17 protein-coding genes are annotated in these 17213 nt (G+C 58.4%); 10 read left to right on the top strand and 7 right to left on the bottom strand.

Annotated features, from left to right (window positions below):
* Positions 1-270 precede the first annotated feature (270 nt).
* Both rpmF and KFE13_RS08095 read right to left on the bottom strand, forming a co-directional pair.
* Positions 271-456, bottom strand: coding sequence for a 50S ribosomal protein L32 (gene rpmF, locus KFE13_RS08100; protein WP_084169451.1), 186 nt, complete (start codon positions 454-456; stop codon positions 271-273).
* A 66-nt stretch (positions 457-522) separates the two neighbouring features.
* On the bottom strand, positions 523-1092 hold the full coding sequence (locus KFE13_RS08095) for a YceD family protein (RefSeq protein ID WP_260706659.1): 570 nt from the start codon (positions 1090-1092) through the stop codon (positions 523-525).
* A gap of 145 nt (positions 1093-1237) precedes the next feature.
* Here KFE13_RS08095 and KFE13_RS08090 point away from each other — a divergent pair, with 145 nt between their 5' ends.
* The gene (locus KFE13_RS08090) at positions 1238-1585 is read left to right on the top strand and encodes an L-rhamnose mutarotase (protein WP_260706658.1); all 348 of its coding nucleotides are present in this window, start codon (positions 1238-1240) and stop codon (positions 1583-1585) included.
* Positions 1586-1671: 86 nt separating this feature from the next.
* Positions 1672-2178 (top strand): DinB family protein, encoded by a 507-nt coding sequence (locus tag KFE13_RS08085; RefSeq protein ID WP_260706657.1) that lies wholly within the window; start codon positions 1672-1674, stop codon positions 2176-2178.
* A gap of 350 nt (positions 2179-2528) precedes the next feature.
* Here KFE13_RS08085 and KFE13_RS08080 read toward each other — a convergent pair whose 3' ends face one another.
* Positions 2529-3158 (bottom strand): thiamine phosphate synthase, encoded by a 630-nt coding sequence (locus KFE13_RS08080; RefSeq protein ID WP_260706656.1) that lies wholly within the window; start codon positions 3156-3158, stop codon positions 2529-2531.
* 273 nt (positions 3159-3431) lie between these two features.
* Between KFE13_RS08080 and sthA the strand changes: the two genes are divergently transcribed.
* The 3 genes from sthA (at position 3432) to KFE13_RS08065 (ending at position 6389) form a co-directional block, all read left to right on the top strand.
* Positions 3432-4829 carry a Si-specific NAD(P)(+) transhydrogenase gene (gene sthA, locus KFE13_RS08075; RefSeq protein WP_260706655.1) on the top strand — a complete coding sequence of 466 codons (1398 nt, stop codon included), beginning with the start codon at positions 3432-3434 and terminating at the stop codon, positions 4827-4829.
* 58 nt (positions 4830-4887) lie between these two features.
* Positions 4888-5784, top strand: a complete 897-nt coding sequence (locus KFE13_RS08070) for an ROK family protein (RefSeq protein ID WP_260706654.1) — start codon at positions 4888-4890, stop codon at positions 5782-5784.
* Between the two features lie 80 nt (positions 5785-5864).
* Complete coding sequence (locus KFE13_RS08065) at positions 5865-6389, top strand: hypothetical protein (protein WP_260706653.1); 525 nt, start codon at positions 5865-5867, stop codon at positions 6387-6389.
* 4 nt (positions 6390-6393) lie between these two features.
* Here the strand turns inward: KFE13_RS08065 and mutM are convergent, their stop codons facing one another.
* Positions 6394-7200 carry a bifunctional DNA-formamidopyrimidine glycosylase/DNA-(apurinic or apyrimidinic site) lyase gene (gene mutM, locus KFE13_RS08060; RefSeq protein ID WP_260706652.1) on the bottom strand — a complete coding sequence of 269 codons (807 nt, stop codon included), beginning with the start codon at positions 7198-7200 and terminating at the stop codon, positions 6394-6396.
* A gap of 82 nt (positions 7201-7282) precedes the next feature.
* Here mutM and KFE13_RS08055 point away from each other — a divergent pair, with 82 nt between their 5' ends.
* The gene (locus tag KFE13_RS08055; protein ID WP_260706651.1) at positions 7283-8263 is read left to right on the top strand and encodes a YVTN family beta-propeller repeat protein; all 981 of its coding nucleotides are present in this window, start codon (positions 7283-7285) and stop codon (positions 8261-8263) included.
* Between the two features lie 2 nt (positions 8264-8265).
* Here KFE13_RS08055 and KFE13_RS08050 read toward each other — a convergent pair whose 3' ends face one another.
* Positions 8266-10335 carry a spermidine synthase gene (locus KFE13_RS08050; protein WP_260706650.1) on the bottom strand — a complete coding sequence of 690 codons (2070 nt, stop codon included), beginning with the start codon at positions 10333-10335 and terminating at the stop codon, positions 8266-8268.
* Positions 10336-10494: 159 nt separating this feature from the next.
* Between KFE13_RS08050 and KFE13_RS08045 the strand changes: the two genes are divergently transcribed.
* From KFE13_RS08045 to KFE13_RS08035, 3 genes are all read left to right on the top strand, one after another.
* Positions 10495-11817 carry an adenylosuccinate synthase gene (locus KFE13_RS08045; protein WP_260706649.1) on the top strand — a complete coding sequence of 441 codons (1323 nt, stop codon included), beginning with the start codon at positions 10495-10497 and terminating at the stop codon, positions 11815-11817.
* Between the two features lie 32 nt (positions 11818-11849).
* Complete coding sequence (locus KFE13_RS08040; RefSeq protein WP_260706648.1) at positions 11850-12137, top strand: putative quinol monooxygenase; 288 nt, start codon at positions 11850-11852, stop codon at positions 12135-12137.
* A 99-nt stretch (positions 12138-12236) separates the two neighbouring features.
* Complete coding sequence (locus KFE13_RS08035) at positions 12237-12839, top strand: nuclear transport factor 2 family protein (RefSeq protein ID WP_260706647.1); 603 nt, start codon at positions 12237-12239, stop codon at positions 12837-12839.
* A 479-nt stretch (positions 12840-13318) separates the two neighbouring features.
* Here the strand turns inward: KFE13_RS08035 and KFE13_RS08030 are convergent, their stop codons facing one another.
* Complete coding sequence (locus tag KFE13_RS08030; protein ID WP_313900691.1) at positions 13319-13804, bottom strand: HIT family protein; 486 nt, start codon at positions 13802-13804, stop codon at positions 13319-13321.
* A gap of 438 nt (positions 13805-14242) precedes the next feature.
* Here KFE13_RS08030 and KFE13_RS08025 point away from each other — a divergent pair, with 438 nt between their 5' ends.
* Positions 14243-16150, top strand: a complete 1908-nt coding sequence (locus tag KFE13_RS08025; RefSeq protein ID WP_260706928.1) for a 30S ribosomal protein S1 — start codon at positions 14243-14245, stop codon at positions 16148-16150.
* 104 nt (positions 16151-16254) lie between these two features.
* Here the strand turns inward: KFE13_RS08025 and KFE13_RS08020 are convergent, their stop codons facing one another.
* Positions 16255-17163 (bottom strand): hypothetical protein, encoded by a 909-nt coding sequence (locus KFE13_RS08020; RefSeq protein WP_260706645.1) that lies wholly within the window; start codon positions 17161-17163, stop codon positions 16255-16257.
* Positions 17164-17213 lie beyond the last annotated feature (50 nt).

Here is a 17213-nt window from a genome sequence, read left to right as displayed (position 1 = left end):
AAAACGATAACAGGTTGTCGCCGTATCAGATGTCTCGTTCTTGGCACGCGGTAGCGAATCGCATACTAGGCGCGGGCGCGAGGGTAGCGTGCTTCTCCCTTAGAAGCGTCATTCCGAGCGAAGCCGAGGAACCCCCGCATTTTTTGCAGGATGCTTGGCTGAGAGATTGGCTGGCCGGGGAAGGCGAAGAACTTAAACAGGAAAGAGCCGTTTCCCGCACGGAGAAACGGCTGATCGTAAAAACCTGTGTCTCATGCGAGACCGAAGGGTTTAGCTGGCTTCCTTAACCGTAAGGACCTCACGGCCCTTATACGTGCCACACTTGCGGCAGGCGCGGTGCGGCAGCTTGCGCTCGTGGCAGTTCGGGCACTCGGAGAGGCCGGTGGGGGTCAGGAAGTCGTGGCTGCGGCGCTTGGCGGTGCGCTGCTTGGAGTGACGCCGTTTTGGATTAGGCATTGCAGTATCCCTTTCGCTTCGCCCGCGCCCAGCCTTCAAGGGCGGAGACGAGCGGAAAACTTGTTTTTAGTGCTTAACCTCGATCTTGTCAGCCAGATTCGCCAGCGCATTCCAGCGCGGATCAGACGGTGTCTGTTCACAGGCGCAGGTTGCGAGGTTCTGGTTCTGACCGCAGCGAGGGCAGAGGCCCTTGCAGTCCGGCTTGCACAGAGTCCGGGTCGGCAGCGAAAGCAGTACCTGCTCGCGCACCACGTCTTCCAGCAAAAGACCGCTCTCTTCATAATACCCGATTTCGGTCTCATCCGGGGTAATTGCGTGCTCGCCGGAGTCGCTATCCGCTTCCACCGGCCGGAAAATCAGGTCGAACTTCCCCTCCAGCGTCTGCGGCACCGGCTCCACGCACCGCGCGCACAGAATCTCGAACTCGCCCTTGTACTCCGCCCGCAGGCGTATGTCGTTGACGTGGGAGCGCGACCCGCGCTCCTCGCTCCGGTGTTCCACCAGCAGGTCCGCCTGTCCTTTCACAGGTAAAGACGAAACCTGTCGAATATCAGGGCCATATTCCAGCGCACCGGGAGCGATCGTCTCATCGATCTCCAGCGGCTCATCGAACAGTTCTACAGGGGTAATCAGCACATCCTTAAGCGTAGGACTTTGCCTCCCGCCGGTCAATGGGCCGGCGATATGGGTTTTGTTAAGAGCACGGCTTCAGCCGTGCCGCAAACGGCTCCGGTAGAAGGGGCTTCAGCCCCTGAGGTACATTGCGAAGAGAGGAATATCTATGCGCCGTTTCTCACAGGTGATCAAGCTGCGTCCTGAAGTCAGGGAAGAGTACATCCGCTACCACGCCGACGTCTGGCCCGGTGTGCTCGATCGCATCGAGAAGTGCAATATCCGCAACTACTCCATCTATCTGCACGAAGACCTCCTGATCGCCTACTTCGAGTACCACGGCACCGACTTCGACGCCGACATGAAGCTCATGGCCGCCGACCCCGAGACACAACGCTGGTGGAAGATCATGGACCCCATGCAGGTCCCTCTCCCCGAGGCCGTCAAAGCCGGCACGCACTGGCTCAATCTCCCCGAGGTCTTTCACTTCGACGGCGCGCCCGTCCCCTCCAAATAAATACGCCGCATAGAAGAACGTACTGACAGCAGGCTGTCAGTAGCCCCTCTGTACGCTTCCTCCAGAACTGCCGAGGAGGGCAAAACATGAAGCTGAAGGATCTGTTCTTAGAGGAGTTGAAGCGCGAAGAGCCGGCCACTCGTAAAGCGCTCGAGCGTGTGCCGGAGGGCCGCAACGACTGGGCTCCGCACGAAAAGTCCATGAAGATGGGCTATCTCGCCTCACTCGTAGCGACTATGCCGAGCTGGATCGACATGATGATCAATCTCGACGAGCTGGACTTCGCCCCCGTCGGTGAAAACAAGAACAAGCCTGTCGAATGGACGAAGACCTCCGAGCTGCTCGACCTCTTCGACCAAAGCATGAAGAAGGGCATCGCCGCTCTCGAATCCACCACCGACGAGCACCTGATGACCAACTGGCGACTCAAGGCCCACGGCCACCTCATCACCGAGGAGCCCCGCTACATCAACATCCTCAATGGAATGCTCAGCCATTGGGCCCATCACCGAGGCCAGCTTACGGTCTATCTCCGCCTCAACGAAGCGGCCGTCCCGGCACTCTATGGCCCCTCAGCCGACGAGCGCTTCTGACTGAGTTGAGTCCAACCGGAGCGAAGCCGCACGAATCCGCGGTTTGCCCGAGCAGGCACAGCGATAGGCTTCATTTTCCTGTCAAGCCCCTCAAACTGAACCAGATTCCGCAAGTCGAACATTTAGCTGCACTTATCTCGGAAAATAAACGCGCAAAAAATGCCGATTAGTTTCTATCGTCTCGCTACAATAAAAACAGCAGTAGAGAAAGCCCCGGACAAAATCCGGGGCTTTCTCATTTGCCCACCGCAAACCCTTTGTATTCAATATTTTGATAGCTAACCCATTTCGATCCAATATTTTACCTTGTGCAAAACTCGTAACATATTGAAACAAAACAAGTTCGAAAATCACCCTGGGGGGAGGGGGGTGCCGAATGGGCGCAGGAACAACCGTATTCCGGCCACCCCGGCCGCACCTGCCTCCACGCATTGCGGCGCATTCTCTCTCGTGACACCGCCCAGCGCATAGACCGGCAGCGGAGCGGCCGCAACACACGCGGCATGAAGAGCTTCAAGACCAGCAGCAGGCGTAACCTCCAGCCCTTTCACCATTTTTCCGAAGACCGGGGCAAACAAGATCGCATCCGCATGGTTCAGCCGGGCAATCTGGACCTCAGCCAGGTGATGACACGAGACGGTAATGATCGGTTCACCCAGCCGCTCGACGGCATAACGACGCCGCACATCATCCGGCAGCAGCGGCGAATGCGCAGGCAGATGAACACCATGAGCCTTGCTGAGCAGCGCTGCCCGCAGGCTGGAGTTGATCAGAAGCCGCGAGGCCGATTCCTCCGGAATCGCCGCACGAACCGCCCGGGCAAATTCAACCAGATCGTCCGGAGCCAAATTCTTCTCCCGCAACTGGATCAGCTCGATCCCTTCAGCGGCCCAGTGGCTGACCGTTTCCAGAAGAGCAGAACGTTTTTGGGATTCATCGCCCGGAAAAATCGAGCGGTCGGTGATCGCGCAGCGCAGCACGCCGTTAAGTGTAGATGCGACAACGCATGTTGGGCACGGTTAATGAGCCGGTAGAGCCTCTGTGGTAGGTTTTAGGCAGAGTCATGCAGAAAAGGGGAGTCGGTCGGCTGGCCTGATTTCGAGGCCGGATCGGTTCGAAATGTTGTGAAGGCCATAGTCTTCGCGTAAGGGAGCCGAAGCTTTGTCTGGCTCCGCGAGGAATAGGGCCTCTGGACTGGTGAAAGCGGTGATGTTGCTGCGCCGTGCGAATCAGGATGCAAGAGCTTGGAGTCTATGAGTAGTGTGTACGATCTGATCGTTATCGGTTCCGGCCCGTCTGGGCAGCGTGCGGCCATCTATGCCTCGAAGTTGGGCAAGAAGGTCGCCCTGGTGGAGATGCGCGAGGTCGTCGGCGGCGTGTCCATCAACACCGGCACCATTCCCTCCAAGACCATGCGCGAGGCGGTGCTTCACCTCTCTGGATACAACTACAAATCGATTTACGGCATGAACTATCGCGTGAAGGAAAAGATCACGATGGCCGATCTTGCCTTCCGCGTGCAGCACGTCATCAAGACCGAGATCGACGTCACCGAGGCACAGCTCTCGCGCAACAACGTTGAGATGCTCTCAGGCGTCGCCAGCTTCGAAGATGCGACCCACATTAAGGTCACAAACTCGCGCGGCTCGAACATCTACGAAACAAAGAGTACCCTCATCGCCACGGGAACCAAGCCCGCCAGCTCGCCTAAGGTTCCCATCAACGGCAAGACCATCATCAACAGCGATCAGGTCCTCGAGCTCATTAACCTGCCGAAGACGATGATTGTCGTTGGCGGAGGCGTCATCGGTGTCGAATACACCTGCATGTTCGCCGCGCTCGGCGTCCGCGTCACACTGATCGAGCGTCGTCCGCGCCTGCTCGAGTTCGCCGACCAGGAGATCGTCGAGGCGCTCAGCTACCACCTCCGCGACGCCCGCGTGACGATGCGCCTCAACGAAGAGGTGGAATCGGTGGAAGAATCGCCTGACGGCACCGTTGTGGCGAACCTCGAAAGCAAGAAGAAAGTCTCCGGCGATGCGCTGCTCTACGCTGTTGGACGCCAGGGCAACGTCGACGAGCTGAACCTCGCCGCCGTCGGCATCGAGGCCGACAAGCGCGGTCGCATTCCCGTGGATAAGGACTTCAGGACGAAGGTGTCGAACATCTTCGCCGCCGGCGACGTCATCGGCTTCCCTTCGCTCGCCTCCGTGTCGATGGAGCAGGGACGCATCGGTGCTGCACGAGCCTTCGGCGACGAGACGATCGTCTCTAACCCCAGCTTTTACCCCTACGGCATCTACACCATTCCGGAAATCAGCTTCATCGGCAAGACGGAAGAACAGCTCACCGAGGAAGACGTCCCCTACGAGGTTGGCGTTGCCTACTACCGCGAGATCGCGCGCGGCCAGATTCGCGGCGATACCACCGGAAGGCTCAAGCTGATCTTCCATCGCGAGAACCACTCGATCCTCGGTGTGCACATCATCGGCGAGGGAGCCAGCGAGTTGCTGCACATCGGGCAGGCCGTCATGGCGCTGGGTGGAACCATCGAGTACTTCGTGGATACAGTCTTCAACTACCCAACTCTCGCGGAATGTTATAAAGTGGCGGCTTTCAACGGATTGAACCGCGTCAGCAAGTTTGACTAAGGCGGCCGTGGGACAACCGGTACATATCTGACGCTGGTCGGGTGCAAGGCGGAGAGCAATGGCAAAGTCGGTTGGGGTCACATTATCGGAGCAGATTCACACAGGGTTTGTGGTGGACCACAAGCTGGTGGGCGGCATCAAGCGTTTTCCCAAAGACGAGGAAGACTATAGTGCGCTGGTCGAGCTGCACACCGATGCGCTGGTGGAAACGATCTGCGACCAGATTCTCGCAGCTGCGAATGGTGAGAAGAATCTGGATGCAGTTGGCATTGCAGTTCCAGGACTGGTGAAAAGCGGCGTCGTCGAAGAAGCTCCCAATCTGCCGCAGCTCAAGGGAGCGCGTCTGCGCGACTTGATCAGCATGAAGTTGCACGATCATGGCATCGCCGCTCCAGTGACGCTGCTGAACGACGCGGACGGTGTCGCGGCAGGGCTGGCCGCCAGGTTCGGCAAGCTGGACTCGATGATCCGCGTCTGGACCATCGGCCTGGGCATCGGACACGGCAGATATCCGCACATGGCAGGTGTCTGGGAGGGCGGGCACTCCGTGGTGACGCTCGATGATAAGGAAACCTTTTGCGGCTGCGGCGGCAGAGGCCACCTGGAAGGCATCATGGGCCACCGCGCTATGCGGCTGCGCTTCCTCGACATGGAACCGGAAGAGGTCTTCGAAGAGGCTAGAAAGGGCGATATACGCTGCCTGGAGTTCAAGCGGCTGTATCACAAGGCGTTGGCTGCAGCGACCGCCACCTCGATCCACATGGCCGGACCGGGCAAGTTCTTCCTGACCGGAACGTATGTGGACAATATCGACCTGCCAATGCTCAAGGACTATATGCAGCAGATGGTGAAGATGAGTCCGCTGCAGGGGTACTCAATTGAAGTCGTCGAAGAAAACGCAGAGACTCGCGTGATCGGCTCGGCTGTCAGCGCGGAGCAGGCCGCAGGGCTATAGGGAAGCGAATGCGATTGACGGCTCTTTTAGGAGCTCTGGCTTTTACTCAGTTCGTGATGTCTGCTGCCTCTGCGGAGGAGATGAAACCTGATCCTGATCGCATCTTTGTCACACCGTTGAAGTGGGAGCGTATTCAGGGCGCACCACGATCAGTGAAGGAGCGTTGGGCTAGTGGAATGCTCGCCGTTCTGTATGCAGATGGGACATATGCTGAAGCTCAGGCATCATTCAGCAGGGGATCAAAGCGGACGATAGGGTTGAATCTGAATGAAGGCTTCATCATCCGGCTTGGTTCGTGGAGCCGTACGTATGATGACCGTATTATCCGGGTTGAGGCTCGAGAAACTCTTCGAGACAAAATCATCATACCGATGAAATGCAAAACTACAGAGGGCAAGCAGGTATGTGAGCAGCCGCCCGAAGCTCCACTTCCTGGCCCCATAGTTACTCATACATGCCGCTTGGAGCGGCCTTCGTCAACTCACATTGCTGACGCGATTGTATGCAGCGGCGGCTCGACCTTCGTCCATGCTCGGGAGCGGATTGGCATGTCGGATTTCCCCGACATCGTGAAGCGAGCTATTGCCGCCGAGCCTCATCCGTAAGCGGTTATTTCTGGCAGGCAGGGCAGAAGTGCGTGCTGCGTCCGCCAATGACGATGCGCTCAATCGGCGTCTTGCAGGTGCGGCAGGGTTCGCCGGTACGTGAGTAGACGCGATGGTGGAGTTGGAAGAAGCCCGCGATGCCTTCTGCATCCACATAATTCGAAACCGACGAGCCTCCAAGCTTGATGGCATGTTTGAGTACCTTCTGGAGCGCAGCACGCAGCTTCGAAAGCTCATCGCGTGTCAGCCGCCCAGCGTGTCGGCGTGGCCGGACGCCGGCATGGAAGAGCGCCTCATCGGCATAGATATTGCCGACACCATGCAGCAGTGACTGGTTGAGCAATGCAGCCTTGATCGGCGTCTTGCGGCCACGAAAGAGTGCGATAAAGTCCTCAAGCGTAATGGTGAGCGGTTCTTTGCCGGGGCCTTCATACGGTGTACTTACGATGGAGAGCCGTCCGAAGCGTCGCGGATCGACGAAGCGCAGCTCCTTACCCCCACTCAGCGCGAGGATAGCGTGGGTGTGTGGCGGCACCGGCGTCTCCGGCGTTGAGACAAGCAGGCGGCCGCTCATACCCAGATGGATCAGGAACTGGACGGGTTTGTCGTTGGCCATGAGGTCGGCGACGATCGTCTTGCCGACGCGATGGACGCGGTCGATGCGCGCGCCGGTAAGTGCCTCAGCGATCTCGCTTGGCGGAGATTTGAAGGTTTGCGGCTTGTTGCTGGTCTGGACGCTGACGATGGTCTGGCCCTGGACGCGCTGGTGGACGCCGTTGGCGACGGTTTCAACTTCGGGAAGTTCCGGCATGGCCATTTGAGTATAGGCGGCGCGGGTTGGATGCAGGGGTGCTTTGCTGACGGAGCCTGCTGGCCTCTATACTTCTTGCGCCATGAAGAAAACATTTCTTTTGTCGGTGGGAGCATGCGGCGTGCTGGCTGTAGGACTGCACGCGGAGACGTTATTGGTGGCCAACCAGCACGACCAGAGCCTGAGCTTCATCGACACCACGTCGAACAAGGTGATTGCGACGGTACCGGTAGGCGGCGTGACCGGCCACGAACTTGCGGTTTCTCCCGATGGCAAGCGGGCGTTTGTGCCGATCTACGGGAATGCCGGTGTGGGACGCGCAGGCACGGATGGCAGCGAGATCTCGGTGATCGACCTTGGCACGAGACATATCGTCGGCAAGGTGGACTTTGGCCACGGCGTGCGTCCGCACTGTGCCGCGTTTGGCCCAGACGGCATGTTGTATGTGTCGACCGAGCTGGACAAGAGCATCAGCATTATCGATCCCAGGACGCTGAAGATCGTCGGCGCGATCCCGACCGATCAGGAGCAGTCGCACATGTTTGTGCTGTCGAAGGATGGCAAGCGCGGATATACGGCGAACGTCGGTCCTGGTACGGTCTCGGTGCTGGACATCCCGGCGCGTAAGACGATTGCCATCATTCCGATCTCGAGCAATACGCAGCGTATCTCCATCTCGCGTGACGGCAGCATGGTGTTTACTGCCGACCAGAAGACTCCACAACTCGCCGTGATCGATACGGCAACGAACAAGGTGAAGACCTGGGTTCCGCTGTCGAGCGCCGGTTATGGCACGGCGTCGACGAAAGACGGACGCTATCTGCTGGTGACACTGCGTGCCGCCAAGCAGCTTGCCGTCGTCGACCTGAAGACGATGAAGGTAGACCGCACGATTGACGTAGGCGATGGGCCTTCGGAGGTTGTCGTCAGCGCCGATGGCAAGAAGGCGTACGTCGCCTGCAACTTCTCCAATCAGATTGCCGTAATCGATCTGGGTAGCTGGAAGATGGAGCAATTGATCGAGGCAGGCAAGTATGCCGACGGCATGGCGCTGGTGAAGTAGTGTCAGTGATTGCCAAGTTGAAGGAGTGGAAGCAGGCTGGAGTAGTCGTCGGTCCACAGCTTCAGCCCCGGCTTGCCGGCAATTCCCTCGGCTGACCAGTTGATGTCGTGCTGCGTGAAGAAGGTCGGGTCAGCTGTCATCAGGACCCATTCGGCGCGAAACTCTCCCCGGTCATTGTTGCTGGCACTGTTGAAGTCGCGGACCTCGAGGTGCGCGGCTTCGGCGAGCAGCTTGAGTTCGGGTGCAAGGTCGAGATACTGATTCGACACGTGAAATGCCAGGATGCCGTTCGGCGTGAGATGGCTTTGATATAGCTGGATAGCCTCGGATGTCAGAAGGTGCAGCGGGATAGCGTCGCCGGAGAAGGCATCGACGACGAGGACATCGAAGCGCTGCGGCTTCTCCTTCGCCAGTGAAGTTCGTGCATCGCCGGGAACGACGGTGATCGTCGCTCCTGAATCGCGCAGGTAGGTGAAGAGATTGCGTGCGATGGGTTCGACCTGCGGGTTGAGCTCGTAGAAGCGAATGCGATCGCCAGCCTGACCGTAGGCGGCCAGTGTTCCCGCGCCCAGCCCGATGACGCCGATGTTACGCGGCCGTGTAACCCCGTCCGCATCATTGCAGCAGAAGCGTAGCGCGAGCCCCACGCCGGAGTCGCGTGCATAATACGTGGTAGGCACGTGGCTGAAGTCGGGCGCGAAGACCTGCGTGCCGTGCTGGATCGCTCCGTGGAGCAGCGTGCGGATGGGAGCGTGCGCCGCAGGGAAGTCGGCCTCCTTGACCCGGAGCGAGCCGTAGAAGTTGCGTACGGAGAGAAGCATCTGGCGGCTGTTCCCGATGTGCAGCAGCACGGCAAGTGCGAACAGAAGGACAGACGCGGTCACCCATAGCAGACGCTGTGCCCAGCCGTCGTCCCATGTTGCAGCGAGCGCCATGACGGCCGTGGTGAAGAAGGCAAGCGCGAGGTCGTAGTTGGCAGCGAAGATCAGCGGGAAGGCGATGCCGACGAGGAAGGTTCCCGTAGCTCCGCCGGCTGCGATCAGCAGATAAAAGAGCGTTGTCTCCGAGGCGCGCACAGGCCGAAGACGGTAGGTTTCGCCGTGGCAGAAGAGGCAGGCGACGAAGCATTCAATGAGGAAGAACGCAATGGTGAGTCCGATAGGTAGCGAGAAATCCTGCTTTGATAGCGCGTAGCCGAGGCTCGCCAACATCACCACCAGCAGCCTGACGACCAACGGCCGCTGGTAAAGCACAGGCCGATCGAAGGCAACGATGAAGGTAATGAGGTAGACAGCCAGGGGCAGTACCCACAGCAGGGGAATCGCCGCAATGTTGACCGTAAGGTGGGCTGTCACGGCACTCAACTGCATCGCTGCTGCCATCGGCAGCAGGAACCAGAGCCAGCGGTTGCGCGTTGGAGACGAAACTGCGTCTACTTTAGGAACAGATGGAGCGATTGCCGTACGCTGCTGCGATGCAATAAAGATCGCAAGCAGCGCAAAGAGGACGAAGGCCGCCGCCCAGAGGATCCGCTGGCTGCGAAGCGCGAGATGGGGCTCGATCAGCGTGGGATAGGCGATAAGCGCAAGCAGCGAGCCGGTGTTCGAGAGTGCGAAAAGGCGGTACCAGACCGGCCCCGGCTTGCCATCGGGGTCTGCTTCGCGTTGTGCCAGCCAGCTCTGCAGCAACGGACTTGTCGATGTCAGCAGCAGGAAAGGAAGGCCGATGGTGCGCGTGAGCGTCCAGAAGATGGTTAGGACAGGATGCGCCGCGCTCGCAGGCGATGTGCCGAGGAAGAGGTTCGAGGCCAGGGCGAGCAGCGAGAGGGCGATGAGCGCGATATGGGTGCGTTGTTGTTGCTGCGTATCGGCGCCCTGCCCGCGTATGAGCCAGTGCGCGTACAGATAGCCGAGCAGAAGCGTCGTCTGGAAGAAGACAAGGCAGGTCAGCCAGACGGCGGAGGATCCGCCGAGCGCGGGAAGCAGCTGCTTGGCAGCCAGCGGCTCGATGACGAAGAGCAGAAAGGCTGAGAGGAAGGCGGCTGTGCCGTAAAGGACGCGAGTTGGGCTCATGTTTGGGGTGGAGCAAGCATACGCGAGGTGCCGGGTGTTACGGGCGAATGGACGCGATATGATAGTAGAGGCGCGATTGCGTGGAGAGCGGTCTGTGTGTCTCGCGCCGGTTCAACCATCCTTTGGCAGAAACCATCCTTTTTGGAGAACGTATCCGTCGTGAGTCAACCGAAGTCTGCGGTCATTTTGGGTGCCCAGTGGGGCGATGAGGGTAAAGGCAAGATCGTCGATGTGCTGGCGGAGCGTTTCTCCGTCGTGGCGCGATTCGCCGGCGGCCACAATGCGGGCCACACCGTCATCATCAAGGGCAAGAAGTTCGTGCTGCAGCTGATTCCGTGCGGCGTTCTACGGCCGGAGTGCAAGGGCGTGATCGGCAACGGCGTGGTGCTGGACCCGATGGCCTTTTTGAGCGAAGTGAAGAAGCTGAAGGATGCCGGTCTGCCGGTAGACGGGCAGCTCTTCGTCTCCAATCGCGCACAGGTCATCATGCCCTACCACCGCATGATCGAGTTGGCGGCAGAGACGGCTCCCGGGCGCACGAAGATCGGCACGACGCGTCGCGGCATCGGCCCGGCCTACGAGGACAAGGTGCATCGCAACGGCCTGCGTGTCGTCGACCTGATGAATTCGGCCCTGCTGCGGACGCACATCAAGAACGCCTGCGACGAGAAGAACACTATCGCCCATGCGCTTTTCGGCACCGAGCCGCTGGATCCGAAGGGCATGTACGAGGAGTACTCGCGCGCGGCTGAACAGATTGCCCCGTTCGTAACGGACACGGCCGTTCTGCTGAATCAGGAGCTGGACCGTGGCGGCAATGTGATGTTCGAGGGCGCGCAGGGTGCGCTGCTGGACATCGACCACGGAACCTATCCGTTTGTAACCTCGTCCTCGGCCACGGCTGGAGGCGCGGTAACCGGCACTGGCGTGGGGCCGACCCGCATTGGCACGGTGATCGGCGTAACCAAGGCTTATGTGACGCGCGTGGGAGAGGGGCCGTTCCCGACAGAAATTCACGACAGCTCGGCTGACCTGCTGCGTGCGCGGGGACAGGAGTACGGCGCTGTTACCGGGCGTCCGCGCCGCTGCGGCTGGCTCGATCTGCCGCTGCTGCGCTACTCCAACATGATCAACGGGACCGAGTGGCTGGTCGTTACCAAGATGGACGTCATGGACGAGTGCGACGAGATTCCGGTCTGCACCGGCTATAAGATCGATGGCAAGATCACTGATGTGATCCCGGCCGATATTCGTGGTTTCGAGTCGATTGAGCCGATCTACACGAAGCTCAAGGGCTGGAAGCAGTCCACCGAGGGTATTACCGAGTGGGACAAGCTGCCGAAGCTGGCTCAGGAGTACCTGAACTTCCTGGAGAAGGAGTCAGGCGCGCGGATCGGTATGGTGTCCACCGGCCCGGATCGGGAACAGACGATGACACTGCCGGCATTTGAGGCCGCGCTTTCTCCTGCAGCGAAGCAATAGCGCTAAACGAAGCACAGACAGAGGATCACGAGATGGTGAGCTTTACTGTACGGATGCGTTTCGATCCGGGTGACCGCGAAGAGGTCGCGAGCATGCTGAAACGACTGACGTTGGCCTCAAGGCAGGAGCCGGGCTGCGTCAGCTACATTGCGCACTTCGTTGAGGGGGAGCCGGCGACGGTGCTGATCTATGAGCAGTACACGGACAAGGCCTCTGTTGACCATCACCGCGAGACACCACATTTTAAGCAGGATGCCATCGGCGGTCTTTACCAGAAGATGCTGGAGCGGCAGGTAGAGAACCTCTCGGCAATCTGCTGAAGGTGGAAGCCGTTATAGGGCACCACCTTCAGGTAACGTACCGATACAACCAAAGTTCTTTTGACTAGCCGTGCGGAGCGGTCTACTATCCGGTACGCAATGGTATGCCGCGTCCCATATCGCAGAACTACAGGTGTTGCCTCTCACGCGACGGCTTCGTCTTCGGTGATGATGGCGGTTGTTCTGTTGACCTGCTTTGTTGCGATGCTGAGCGCGCAACAGGCGCAGGCACAGAAGGGCCATGAGAAAAAACACGATTACAAAAAGCAGGTGGAGGCGCTCGAGGAGCAGTGGCGCAAAGCGCAGCTTGCCAGCGATGTTGCGACGATGGACAAGATGCTGGCCGATGACTTTGTTGGCATCTCGATGTCAGGCCAGGTGAACACTAAGGCGCAGCAGCTGGAACGGATACGGACGCGGAAGCTGGTCATCAGCAAGATCGAGCTAAGCGATATGAAGGTGAAGCTGAAGGGGGCAGTTGCTATCGTTACTTCGCAGGCTGAGGTCGAGGGCACCAGCGAGGATGGCTCCGTCAAAGGAACCTATCGCTACACAAGGATCTATCAGCGGGAGACGAACGGCGACTGGAAGATTACCAACTTCGAGGCGACTCGCATCCATGCCCCGAAGACTGCAGGAGAAAATTCAGGTGCACGAGTTCCTACCGATGCGGCCAGGGTGGAAGAACCCCGCTTCGGATAATGCGAATCAATCAAGCGCAATGAACCGCAGAAATCGCAGACACAGCCTCCTGACATCAGGACGGTGGCTATGTATATCAGCTGTAGAATCAGGCCGTCTTCGGGAAGGATTTGTTCGGCGTTGGGAACTTGGCTGCGACCCCTTCAGTGGTGATCAGAGGCAAGTTGAGCGCGAGCAGCCTACGGAAGAGTGAGCGGGTCGAACCGGTTAGCCGGGCGTCTTCAGATTCATGCGGGAAAAGCACGGTTGTTCGATCTTCGACAATCCGGATGTCGAAGGTGGATGTTTTTCGGAATGCTCCGACCAGATAAGGTCGCGGTTCCGGAGAGCGTGTGCTCAGGTAACCGGAATCGACTAGAGAAGCTGGGCGAAGGGACGACGGAGGGAGCTTGGGGAGGGGCGGCATAAGGGCCTCCTTCTGGCCTTTGTCGTAGCTGTTTAATTATCTAGATGAGGAGAGAGCGGGTAACGTTGCACTGCTAACTTTGGAACGTTTCGCGAAGCCTGGCCCAGGTGACATCCAGAGTCTCTGGTAACACTCGCGTCTCGGCGATGGTGGTCATGAAATTTGTATCACCAATCCAGCGGGGAAGTATATGGAGATGTATATGATCTGCAACCCCTGCGCCTGCAGCTTCCCCCAGATTCATGCCGAGGTTGATTCCATTGGGCCGATAGACGGATCGCAGGGATTTTTCCATCTGCTGGGCCAGATCCATCATTTCGTGTGCGGTTTCGGGTGGGAGCGCTGCCAGGGAGTCCGTATGGAGGTAGGGCAATACCATTACATGGCCCGTCGCGTAAGGAAATGCATTGAGGCAAATAAAGCAGTATTGTCCGCGATGCACAATATGAGAGGCCTGCTCAGCTTTTTCCGCGGGCATGCCTTTAGCGATGGCGTAGTTGGTAGCGGCAAGCATGTTACAGAAGACACAGTGTTTGTCCTCCGTGGCAGGCCAATCCATAAGCTCCTGTGGCACTCCGGAACGAGCCTGCGGATCGCTGCGGGTGATGTAGGCATAGCGCCAGGGTGTCCAGAGGTGATCCATAGCTTCGTTCGGTATGGCGAGTATAGCCTGCGAAGCGGATGCAGGACATATGTCTGAGCCTCTTCTAGAGCGAACTGCATAGGCGAGTGAATTTCGCGTGAGAAAGCAGTAAAAGCGCCCTGATTTCGCGGGTGGTTCGGTTGACGTATTGTGGTCGAAGTTCTATCGTTATAAATGAGCCTCTGCGTGTGGGACCCAAGTGCAGCCGCTCCTCTGATAGCCGTAAATTCCTTCGGTATTGCGAGCTTGGCCAGGAATTGACGATCGGCCCTCTCTTGAGATCGGCCGAGCATTCCTCAGACAGGCGTCGCCTATTGCGGAAGGAATCGCTTGAGTCCCGGAGTACGCATTCACATGGTAGATAACCATCATCCCGAAACCGAGAGCAAACCCCTGACCACCGAACTGGAAGTCCTGGCGCCCGAAGCGACAGCCGAGAATCCCGAGCTGTCATCCGAACTCACCTCTAACCCGCAGCAGACCGCTTCATCGATCGAGCCCGAGCAGCACGCAGTTGCCACGGCCGAAACCGAGGAGCCTGACTACGATGCCGCCGACTTTGCTGAGGCACTTGCAAACTTTGACCGCGAACAGGCGGCCGAGTCTGCAGCCGCGCAGAGCCTGACTGCCGAAGAGGCAGTGGTCACCGGTACTGTGGTGAAGATTACCGACAAACATGTCGTAGTCGATATCGGTCTGAAGTCTGAGGGCCTGATTCCGCTGGACCAGGTGCTGGATATCAATGGCCAGCCGAAGTTCCAGGCAGGCGACCAGGTTGAGGTGGTTGTGGAGCGCGAGGAGGCCGAAGGCGGCTATCTGGTCAGCTACGAGAAGGCCCTGCGCCATAAGGTGTGGGACACGCTCGAGGCGGCGGCCAATGATAAGACCCCGGTGAAGGGACTTGTTCTCAGCCGCGTCAAGGGCGGTCTGACGGTCGATATCGGCATCAAGGCGTTCCTGCCTGGCTCACAGGTCGAGGTTCGCCCGGTACGCAATCTCGACGGCTATCTTGGCCAGGAGATCGAGGTTCGCGTCATCAAGCTGAACAAGAAGCGCGGCAATGTCGTCATCAGCCGTAAGGAGATTCTCGAGGAAGAGCAGAACGCGAAGAAGTCCGTGACGCTCTCAACCCTCGAGGAGGGAAGCGTTCTGACCGGTACGGTCAAGAACCTGACCGACTACGGCGCATTCGTCGATATGGGCGGCCTCGACGGTCTGCTGCACATCACCGACATGAGCTGGGGTCGTCTGACGCATCCCCGCGATCTGGTCAACGTCGGCGACGAGATCCAGGTCAAGGTGCTGAAGTTCGACAAAGACAAGCAGCGCGTCTCGCTTGGCTTCAAGCAGCTGACGCCTGACCCGTGGCTCGACGCCACCGAGCGGTACCCGATCGGTGCGCAGGTTCGCGGTCGTGTGCTTTCGGTTACCGACTACGGCGCATTCGTCGAATTGGAGCAGGGCATCGAGGGTCTGGTGCATGTTTCCGAGATGACCTGGTCGAAGCGGATGAAGCATCCGTCGAAGCTGGTTAAGCCCGGTGATGAGGTCGACACGATCATCCTGAGCGTCAATCCGAACGACCGCCGCATCTCGCTCGGCATGAAGCAGCTTCAGGACAATCCATGGGAACAGCTCGAAGACAAGTATCCGACGGGTGCAGTTGTTGAAGGCCGCGTTCGCAACCTCACCGACTTCGGTGCCTTCATCGAGATCGAAGACGGTATCGATGGTCTGGTCCACGTCTCGAACCTGAGTTGGACGAAGCGTATCAAGCATCCCTCTGAGGTTCTGAAGAAGGGTGAGAAAGTGAAGGCAGTCGTTCTCGGCGTTGAGCCGGAGAATCGCCGCCTGTCGCTCGGCGTCAAGCAGCTTCAGCCTGATGTCTGGGATACTTTCTTCGCACAGCATCGCATTGGTGACGTCGTCAAGGGCAAGATTCTGCGCACGGCGCAGTTCGGCGCTTTTGTTGAGATCGCTGAGGGTGTTGAGGGACTCTGCCACGTCTCTGAGGCTGTGGATGAGAGCAACGTTCCAGTCAAGCTGGAGGTTGGCGAAGAGCACGAGTTCCGCATCGTGAAGATGAACCAGGACGAGAAGAAGGTCGGCCTGAGCATTCGCGCCGTAGGCGAAGAGGCCAGCCGCGCCGAAGTTGAGAGCTACAAGGAGCGCGACCACAAGAGCTCGTCCTCATCCTCATCGAGCAGCACAACGCTGGGCGATCTGATCAATTGGAAGCGTTCGGAGTCGGAGCGCGAGTAGTCATCCAACCCAAGACAAGTAGAAAGGCCGCCCGATTGGGCGGCCTTCTTATTTACGTTTCAATCTATGTTGAGCAGCAGTAATGGAACTGAACGCCGAGATGCTTATGCTGAGATGGATTGCAGAGCTGCGGTGTGTCCAGATGTCTCAAGCTGCGGAGTCATCTTGGCCGATGCACGACGCATCACCTCAAGCTCCGCAGGGGCAAAGATCTCGGGAGCTACACCGCCGACTGCGACGTAACCAGGCTCGTCGCCGAGTGCCATCGAGATTTGGTTCCAGCGCAGGAAAGGCGACGTCGTTGGAAGTACGATGAGTTTCCGCTTCGGCTCCGGGAAGGCAAAGTATGCTGACCACACGCAAAGTGTCAGACAGATAGCGATGCCGCTAACAACATTCACGGTCGAGTTCATGTCTGAAGAATGCGCCAGCCATGCTGAACGAACGAGATCTGTAGTAGCCAGGAAGCCAAGCCCAAAACTGATGCCGAAGATACGGCTTCTGTAGGACAGGCCCATCGGGCGAATGGCGAAGCAGACAAACAGCAGCAGGCAGAGCGTAAGGATGCTCGATGTCTGCTGAAGCTGCGTCACCATGGTGACCATAAATTTGATACCGGTAAGGTGCGGACTTACAGTCACACCAACAGCCACTGCAATGGAGATTGCAGCAACCCAGCGAAACACCAGCATTCCCAAAGTCTGCAGGCCCTTAAGAGGAGCCATTGCAAGTTTGAAGATGCCGTAGATGACGAGGAGCGAAAGTATCGCTTCCAGTGCATAACTCGTCCAGTAGGTATAGAAATACGCACGATACGCAGCCTGCTTACCGAAGACGTGCGATCCGTAATAGAACAACGGAAAACAAATCAGTGATGACAAGACCTTCACAGAAAGCAGAGCTGCAAGGAAAGAAAACTTGCCGGCTGCCTTACTGCGTAACATCATTGCCAGGACGACTCCGCAAAGCAGAGGCTCCAGATAGGTAAGCAAATCGAGAAAGTGCTGTGTCATGTATTCGTCTCCGTTCGACGACTGTAATCAGGCTAGCTGATGCTATGAAC

This window comes from Edaphobacter flagellatus, assembly GCF_025264665.1.
Lineage (GTDB): Bacteria > Acidobacteriota > Terriglobia > Terriglobales > Acidobacteriaceae > Edaphobacter > Edaphobacter flagellatus.
This window is presented reverse-complemented; position numbering and strand designations above follow the sequence as displayed.

Excerpts from the sequence above, each read along its gene's own strand:
- rpmF (WP_084169451.1), bottom strand. The coding sequence starts at position 456 with ATGCCTAATCCAAAACGGCGTCACTCCAAGCAGCGCACCGCCAAGCGC.
- KFE13_RS08090 (WP_260706658.1), top strand. The coding sequence starts at position 1,238 with ATGCGCCGTTTCTCACAGGTGATCAAGCTGCGTCCTGAAGTCAGGGAA.
- KFE13_RS08085 (WP_260706657.1), top strand. The coding sequence starts at position 1,672 with ATGAAGCTGAAGGATCTGTTCTTAGAGGAGTTGAAGCGCGAAGAGCCG.
- sthA (WP_260706655.1), top strand. The coding sequence starts at position 3,432 with ATGAGTAGTGTGTACGATCTGATCGTTATCGGTTCCGGCCCGTCTGGG.
- KFE13_RS08070 (WP_260706654.1), top strand. The coding sequence starts at position 4,888 with ATGGCAAAGTCGGTTGGGGTCACATTATCGGAGCAGATTCACACAGGG.
- KFE13_RS08065 (WP_260706653.1), top strand. The coding sequence starts at position 5,865 with ATGAAACCTGATCCTGATCGCATCTTTGTCACACCGTTGAAGTGGGAG.
- mutM (WP_260706652.1), bottom strand. The coding sequence starts at position 7,200 with ATGCCGGAACTTCCCGAAGTTGAAACCGTCGCCAACGGCGTCCACCAG.
- KFE13_RS08055 (WP_260706651.1), top strand. The coding sequence starts at position 7,283 with ATGAAGAAAACATTTCTTTTGTCGGTGGGAGCATGCGGCGTGCTGGCT.
- KFE13_RS08050 (WP_260706650.1), bottom strand. The coding sequence starts at position 10,335 with ATGAGCCCAACTCGCGTCCTTTACGGCACAGCCGCCTTCCTCTCAGCC.
- KFE13_RS08040 (WP_260706648.1), top strand. The coding sequence starts at position 11,850 with ATGGTGAGCTTTACTGTACGGATGCGTTTCGATCCGGGTGACCGCGAA.
- KFE13_RS08035 (WP_260706647.1), top strand. The coding sequence starts at position 12,237 with ATGGTATGCCGCGTCCCATATCGCAGAACTACAGGTGTTGCCTCTCAC.
- KFE13_RS08030 (WP_313900691.1), bottom strand. The coding sequence starts at position 13,804 with ATGGATTGGCCTGCCACGGAGGACAAACACTGTGTCTTCTGTAACATG.
- KFE13_RS08025 (WP_260706928.1), top strand. The coding sequence starts at position 14,243 with ATGGTAGATAACCATCATCCCGAAACCGAGAGCAAACCCCTGACCACC.
- KFE13_RS08020 (WP_260706645.1), bottom strand. The coding sequence starts at position 17,163 with ATGACACAGCACTTTCTCGATTTGCTTACCTATCTGGAGCCTCTGCTT.